Annotated in this window: 7 protein-coding genes and 1 pseudogene; all 8 read right to left on the bottom strand. The window is 32.4% G+C overall.

The genetic code is table 11. The features are described 5' to 3' along the window. Nucleotides 1-242, bottom strand: a pseudogene (locus FPG59_RS12260) (hypothetical protein); the annotation flags it as partial. Nucleotides 243-369: 127 nt separating this feature from the next. Beyond that, a complete protein-coding gene (locus FPG59_RS12255; protein WP_086454882.1) occupies nt 370-924 on the bottom strand; it encodes a YceI family protein in 555 nt (184 codons plus the stop codon). A gap of 135 nt (nt 925-1,059) precedes the next feature. Further along, on the bottom strand, nt 1,060-1,452 hold the full coding sequence (locus tag FPG59_RS12250) for a hypothetical protein (protein WP_086454881.1): 393 nt from the start codon (nt 1,450-1,452) through the stop codon (nt 1,060-1,062). Between the two features lie 23 nt (nt 1,453-1,475). Further along, nucleotides 1,476-2,318 carry a DUF5777 family beta-barrel protein gene (locus FPG59_RS12245; protein ID WP_086454880.1) on the bottom strand — a complete coding sequence of 281 codons (843 nt, stop codon included), beginning with the start codon at nt 2,316-2,318 and terminating at the stop codon, nt 1,476-1,478. 8 nt (nt 2,319-2,326) lie between these two features. Continuing rightward, nucleotides 2,327-2,731 (bottom strand): hypothetical protein, encoded by a 405-nt coding sequence (locus tag FPG59_RS12240; protein WP_086454879.1) that lies wholly within the window; start codon nt 2,729-2,731, stop codon nt 2,327-2,329. Nucleotides 2,732-2,861: 130 nt separating this feature from the next. Continuing rightward, nucleotides 2,862-5,309: a TonB-dependent receptor gene (locus FPG59_RS12235; protein ID WP_254906698.1), complete on the bottom strand. Its 2,448-nt coding sequence runs from the start codon at nt 5,307-5,309 to the stop codon at nt 2,862-2,864. Between the two features lie 84 nt (nt 5,310-5,393). Next, nucleotides 5,394-6,293, bottom strand: coding sequence for a FecR family protein (locus FPG59_RS12230; protein ID WP_086454877.1), 900 nt, complete (start codon nt 6,291-6,293; stop codon nt 5,394-5,396). A 49-nt stretch (nt 6,294-6,342) separates the two neighbouring features. After that, nucleotides 6,343-6,858: an RNA polymerase sigma factor gene (locus FPG59_RS12225; RefSeq protein ID WP_086454876.1), complete on the bottom strand. Its 516-nt coding sequence runs from the start codon at nt 6,856-6,858 to the stop codon at nt 6,343-6,345. Between the last annotated feature and the right edge of the window lie 79 nt (nt 6,859-6,937).

The following is a 6,937-nucleotide window of genomic DNA, read 5'->3' as shown; positions in this document are numbered from 1 at the left end:
ATATAATAATTTTCTATTTTGATAAAAAAAGACTCAGTAAACATCAAATTTTTATAACAAACTAATTCATGATTCTCTACTTGAAGACCCAGATGCTTAGCGTTGAGCTTCTCTTTTGAAAATCCATTATCAAACAAAAAACGATACAATAAACGTAGTGTGTATGAAATGTATGCGGTGCTTTCCATTTCCATATCATCATTTACATCCTGTCCAGTAACAACATAATTTATACAAATCATTTAAATTCAGTTAGGGATTATTAAAAAGGAGGTCAGTCTAATTGTAAACTGACCTCCTGAAGACTGCTATTTCACAAAAAAATAAGCGTTTTGTTTAGCTACTTATAGAGTATGAATGCAATATGAATTATTTAGTTAATGTGAAATTGTATGCAATTTTTACTTTATCGGCAATTTTTTTACTCACTATACTAGGAATGTCAATATTAAAATCCTCTGGTTTTACTTCAAATGAGCCAGTAGCATTAACTCCGTTTGCAACTTTTGCAACTTTTATGATTACTGATACAGTTTTAGTTTTACCGTGAATAGTTAAATCTCCTTTTAGAGTGAAATTTTTAGGGGTAGTTGTTATTTTTGAAACATCAAAATCTTCAATTTTTCCTTTCAACGTTGCTTTCGAAAATTTTTCGGATTCCATATAGTTTTCATTGAAATGTTCTTCCATTAAAGCCACTTTAAAACGAAAGCCTTTTATGAGAACTAAAGCTGCGAAATCACCCGTTGATTGTTCTAAAACTGCAGATACACTTTTATTCTCAGCCGCAACTTCTTCAAAGGAAGGCATAGAAGCCTGAAATTTTATATTTCCTGTTTTTGTTATCAGTTTTTGAGCAAATCCATTGGTATTTACTAGAATAATCAATAAGAGTAAAAAGGAGTTGATAAAGGATTTTTTCATCTGTTAGCTGTATTGGTTTTATTTAATTTATGCAATCCGCTTAGTTTTGTACGTGTTTGGTTCATCGTTTTTCATTTTATCTTGGTTTTGATGATTTCCAACTCTAATTAATCTACGGTTACGTTTATTTCATCATTAATTCTCTCTAAGTCCATCTGTATTCCACTTAAGAATTATGTCAATATTCGCTTGAGACATTCTTCCGGCTTGTGGCATAATTCCTGATTGTCCGTTTTGTAATTGTATACGGCCTAATAAATTTGCGTTTTCAACAGCTGCTTTTACTTGTGCAAATGTTGTTAAAGGTCTAAATGAAGCAGAACCTCCACTTGAATGGCAGCGTACACAATTGTTGTCTACAATAGTCTTTGCATTTCCATTATAAGTAAATGTTGATGCTGTTGGAGGTGTAGGATTTGGCGTAGGATTTGGTGCAGGATTTGCTATTGGTTCAATAGTGTCAGTAGTGTCAGAACTACAGCTCCATAATCCAGCAAGTAAAATTGTAAGTGCGATTGTTTTTTTCATAGAATTTATTGTTTTATGGTTAATTAGAATACTCTGTATAAGTTAAATCCGAAAAAGAAATTTCCTTTACCCCATTCGCCAGATGCATTGGTAAGATACGCACTCTCGCTCATGGCTTGTGAATTGGTAAATATGAGTTGAAAAACATGTCCTCCTGTTTCTACATCAAGTCCCACTGATAATGGGTTTGTATAAAATTTAGGCTTGTCAAAATTGTGCATGTATTCTAGATTGACTGATAATCTTTTGGTGATTTTATAGCGTCCACCTCCTCCAAAAGAAAACTGATTGTCTCTTTCTATGTCGGGATTGTAAAGATTTTTGTGCACAAATGAAGGAATCAATTCTAATGACAAGTTTTCATTGACTTTTCTTGATATCAATACCTGTTGAACATAAGCTAAGCGGTGCTTAAATTCTAAGCCAGGAAATTGTTTTTTTTCTAAAAACGTATTAATGTCTGCCACGGAATATCCCACAATGTCTAGAGGAAAACTATCCCCTTGTCTTGCCATTCGGTACTTTATTCCCGTTTCATACATTTTGTTTAGCGTATGTCGAGAAAGATTAACTGATAGCCAATCGGTAATTCCATAAATACCTCCAAGTTTTGTTGTGGCATTATCTAGACCAAAAAAACTATCCAAACCATCTTCAACAGAGCCAAAACGATGAGATACCACAAAATAAAATTCTTTTTTGGCAGGCATTTTTGTAGTCTGTAAGGTTACCAGTTGCAGTGCTTTAAAAGTAGCGGTACTGTAGTTCTCAGCTGTTTGATTCGTATCAAGACTGTTAAGCAAATCATCCTGTGAATAGGCTAGAGTAGTCAAAAAAAGACAGGTAGAGATTAAAAAATTCTTCATAAAATGGATTAGTTGTTTTGTTTATTAATGATACATTGGTCTAGTTTAACTTCTTGAAATAGCTCGTCGTAACCAATGCATTTGCCTTTAACGGATAGTCGACTATTTAATAGTTTGTTTCTTTTCTTTTTAATGAAAAGGCAAAAAACAATGCTATCGAGAACCACTACAGAATCCGTTTCTTTAGTTACTTTTCCAGTTACCTCAATAGTTTTATTTAAATACAGTGAATCTGACTTTTCTTGATTTGAATTATACTCATTCATCAGATTTGTCGCAGATGTACTTACTGTTGGTTTTTCGGATTCTATATTGCGTGCTTCTTTAAATAGAAAACCGTAATAAAAATAGATACCTGCTGATGCTAGTAGGAGTAGCGTTACAATTATAGTTGCTGTTTTTTTTCTTTTCATATTTTTAATTGGATATGATTCAATAGTAAAACAGCTAGGGTCTAGGTTACCCTACCTAAATAATTGCTATTTTTAGAAAAAAAATAAAAAGAAGGACAAGGTTATTTGTAAGAACCTTGTAAAGAGTGCTTTACAATGAAATTCTGAAGCTTATGTTTGGCGTTTTTTGAAGTGAAAAAGTTGCTACTTCCTCTATAGCGTTTGATAAAGAACTAATTCTATAGTACTCGTTAATCTTATTTTTTCTGTTCAAGATGTTTAAGATAGATATTCCTAATTTATATTGGACTCCATTTGCAGTTACCCACTTGTAAGTAGCGGAAAGATTAACTTGTGAAAAAACGTTTACATTGGTATTGTTGGGTTTATTATAATTGATCACGGGGTTAGAAGGATCGATTTGAGAGCTGGCTGGAGATGTTTTAGGTTTGCCAGAAGTCCATTTTGTACCAAGAGCTATTTTGAAATTGTTTTTCTCATATATTCCTGCCCACGAAAAAGTATGCATCAACTCAAAGTTGTTAGGAAAAATAGGGTGTTCGTAATTAGAAAAATCATAGTTATTGTCATTGTACGTATAACTTAACCAGGTCAGAAAATGATTCATCTTTTTTTGAATCAGAATTTCTGTCCCCAAAATTTCATAGTTCCCATTAGTTTGAATAAACTCTAGTTGATTCTGAAAACCTTGGCTGGACGTCGTAATTCCAGTGACTTTTTTATAAAAATTTTCTATATCCAAGATCCAATCTCCCTTTTTATAAAATAAATTCAACGATACTTGTTTGCTTCTTTGAATAGGAATTGTGGTGTTGTCAGATAAAACCCAACGTCTTTTTTCGATTCCAAAATAATCTTTTTGCAGATAAATAATCTGTTGCGAATTCTGACTTTTGAGCTCACCTAATAGTTCTATATTCAAACTTTTGCTAATGCCGTAATTCAACTGCAATCGAGGTTCTACGATATATTTCTTAAATTTTTCGATATAATTAATTCGTGTTCCTATCTTACCAATTATTTTGGAAATGGTATCATTGTATTTTCCTTCTAAAATTAAAGTATGAGATCTCAATACTTCTTTCGTTTTACGATAAAAATCTGGATTAGTTACCTGTTCCAAATTCGTAACTCCTATTTCGTTAAACTGATAGCCATTATTAAAACTAAATTTAGTGTTAATGGTATGGTTATTTTCTAAATTTATTCCATTGTTTTCCACAGTATTTTCTTGAATAACGATTTGGTTCCCAAAAGTAGATTTTTGGTTGGCCAAAAGTTCATAGGAAGAGTTAAAAAAATTAATTTTAGTGGTATTAAAACTATTCCACTCTCTTTTCCAAGACAAATTTCCGCCATAATTTTGCTGCCGTAAAACATTGTCTTCTGATTTGCTTATGTCAGTTGCAACAGCACTTTGAAAAACTTTCAAATTGTCTTTTATGGTTATTACATCCAGAACTATTTGGTCTTTGTTTCCTATTTTTTGAGCATATTTTAGCGTTCCATCATAAAACCCAAATTTTTTATCACCTTGATAATTGACATTTTGATTTTTGGAGAAATCAGAGATTGTCGTATTTTGAAATATTTTATTGAAGTATTCTTTAAAGGTAGGAGTTTCTATAAAATCAGTAATCGATTTACGGGCAGCGATTTCGATATAACTCTTTTTCGAAAGATTGTACTTAGCATAAATATCAGCATTAATCATGTTGATTCCTGCGCTAAAAGTATTTTTTTCTGCAGTTTCTGGAGTAGAAGAAATATTTACTACACTAGAGACACTCTCTCCGTAAAAAGCAGAACTTCCGTTTTTATAGATAGCAATAGTATGAGCTAAATTAGGATTAAAAACCGATATTAAACCAAAAAAATGCCCCGTTTGAAACATTCGTATTCCATTCCACAAAAACAAATTTTGGTCGTGAGTACCCCCGCGTACATTAATGCTTGACACACTTTCATCGATACTATTTACACCTGCAATTTGCTGCATTGTTTGCAAAGCATCTGGCTCGATAAGTCCTGGCAAAATACCAAATTTCTTGGGTTTAATTTCAAATGAACCGTCCTTGCTTTTTGAGATTCCCGAAGCCAAAATAGCATTGGTTTTAATCTCTTCTAGTTCTGTGATATCAGGAGATAGTAGAATTTCCAAACACTTTTTGGGAGCTGAATTAGTAGCAACAATTCTTTTGGTTATGTATCCGATATGACTAATCCAGAGTATGTTTTTCTCAGATTTTTCACCTTCAAAATAACCATTAGCATCCGTTGTAAGCTGGATTTTATCGTTTAAATTGATATTTGCGTTCTCGATAGGTTTTTTGTCTGCCGAAAAAACGTAGCCACAAATTATATTAGCTTCCTTGTCTTTTTTGTAAATATTAATGAATTGATTTCCTATATTTTCAAAAGACAAATTGGTCTTTCTTTCAAGATATTGTAGTTTTTGATCTAATGAGAGTGATCTTTTAGGAGGGTGTAGTTGCAGTCCCGTGATATTGTCTTCGGTGTAATTAAAGCTAACCTTATGCTGTTGTTCGATCTCAATTATAATTTTTTTAAAAGGCATACTTTTTTCTTTCTCTTGAGCCAAAAGATGCAGGACAAGGAAAAAGAAAAAAAAGGAAAAATGAAATGATTTGGGGTGCAACATTTATTTTTCGTCAAAAATTATTGTATTCTCTGAGACTTTTTTCATCTCTAAATTATAAGTTGTACTTATTATTTGCAAAGCAACATCTAGATTTTTAGTTGGCAATTTTCCTGTAAATAAAGACGTGGTATCTTTTGCGTTTACTTCTATCGTGATATTGTACTGTCTACGAACTTCGTCTAGCAAGGATTTGATATTTTCCTTATAAAAAGCGATTTGATTGTCCATCCATTCTGGCTTCGATGAAATTGTTCCTCGATTTATTTGTTTACCATTTTCAAAAATAACGCTTTGTCCGTGCGTTAACAGCACTTGAGTATTTCCATAATTTACTTTTACACGTCCTTCGTAACAGACAACATCAAACCTATTTTTTCTAGCTTTTACGTTGAATTGCGTCCCTAAAACTGATACTTTCCCTAGGTTGGTCTGCACTTCAAAACGTTTTCCTTTGGCTACTTTGAAATAAGCTTCTCCGTTTAGTTCAAGATGTCTGTTGCTGTCCCAATTCCATTTTTTAAAGTGTATTTCAGAACCCGCATTCAGTACCACTTCGGAATTATCCGGTAATAAAAAAGTGGTTTTTTCACCAAAGTTTGCCGTTTGCGTTTGTGGTACAAAATTTTGGATTGCGAAAGTAATTCCAAGAGCCAAAACAAGGATTGCCGCTGCTTGAAAGAACCATTTTTTGTATAAAGGAACTACTTTTGTAACCGTTTTTTTCTGCTTTAGAATATTCGCTAGCATCGGATTTTCATCCCAATCCTCTACTTCTAAATGTGCGGTATAGTTCTTAATTTTTTGGTATTTTTCAAAATCGGGACTTGCTTCAAATGCCACTAATTCATCCTTTGACAAATCATTGTTGAGCCATTTCGCTAGTAAGTGATTTTCTTTCATTGTACTTTTATTATATGTTTAAACAACTAAAACTCTATTTACCCTACTTTTACAAATCAATTTCTTTGCGTAAGCTTACTAAAGCCAAATGAATGCGCTTTTCTACTGCCTTTACACTTATATTCAAATCCAATGCAATTTCGCTATATTTTTTTCCATCAATACGATGCATCAAAAAGGCCACACGTTGTTTTTCGTTTAAATTTTCAATGGCTTTCAACAGTTTTGCTTGAAATTGTTTTTCCTCCAAAAGATATTCTGGGCTTTCATTTGTTTTATCTAAACCTGTAAAGTTTTTTTCATATCGCAACACCACTTTTTGATGTGCAATTTCATTTAAACTGCTATTGTTTGCTATCGTATAAATATAGGACTTTGCCTTTTCAATCGGCACTGCATCACAGTTTTGCCAGAGTTTGACAAACGCTTCTTGTGCTACATCTTCTGCTTGTTCTTGATTGCCAAATTTGTAAATAAGAAAATTCCGAAGTGCTTTTATATGACTTTTGAAAAATGAGGAAAAGATTATTTCGTCGCAAGTATTTGATTGGTTTGTATTTGGCATCTAAATTTCCTATTGGTGCGTTGCAAAAGTATTTGTTTTTAATTTAAGTAGGGTAAAAGTAAAGTTGATTGTTTTATAG

This window comes from Flavobacterium sp. FPG59 (genome assembly GCF_002150205.1).
Taxonomy (GTDB): Bacteria; Bacteroidota; Bacteroidia; order Flavobacteriales; family Flavobacteriaceae; genus Flavobacterium.
This window is presented reverse-complemented; position numbering and strand designations above follow the sequence as displayed.

Excerpts from the sequence above, each read along its gene's own strand:
- FPG59_RS12255 (WP_086454882.1), bottom strand. The coding sequence starts at position 924 with ATGAAAAAATCCTTTATCAACTCCTTTTTACTCTTATTGATTATTCTA.
- FPG59_RS12250 (WP_086454881.1), bottom strand. The coding sequence starts at position 1,452 with ATGAAAAAAACAATCGCACTTACAATTTTACTTGCTGGATTATGGAGC.
- FPG59_RS12245 (WP_086454880.1), bottom strand. The coding sequence starts at position 2,318 with ATGAAGAATTTTTTAATCTCTACCTGTCTTTTTTTGACTACTCTAGCC.
- FPG59_RS12240 (WP_086454879.1), bottom strand. The coding sequence starts at position 2,731 with ATGAAAAGAAAAAAAACAGCAACTATAATTGTAACGCTACTCCTACTA.
- FPG59_RS12235 (WP_254906698.1), bottom strand. The coding sequence starts at position 5,309 with ATGCCTTTTAAAAAAATTATAATTGAGATCGAACAACAGCATAAGGTT.
- FPG59_RS12230 (WP_086454877.1), bottom strand. The coding sequence starts at position 6,293 with ATGAAAGAAAATCACTTACTAGCGAAATGGCTCAACAATGATTTGTCA.
- FPG59_RS12225 (WP_086454876.1), bottom strand. The coding sequence starts at position 6,858 with ATGCCAAATACAAACCAATCAAATACTTGCGACGAAATAATCTTTTCC.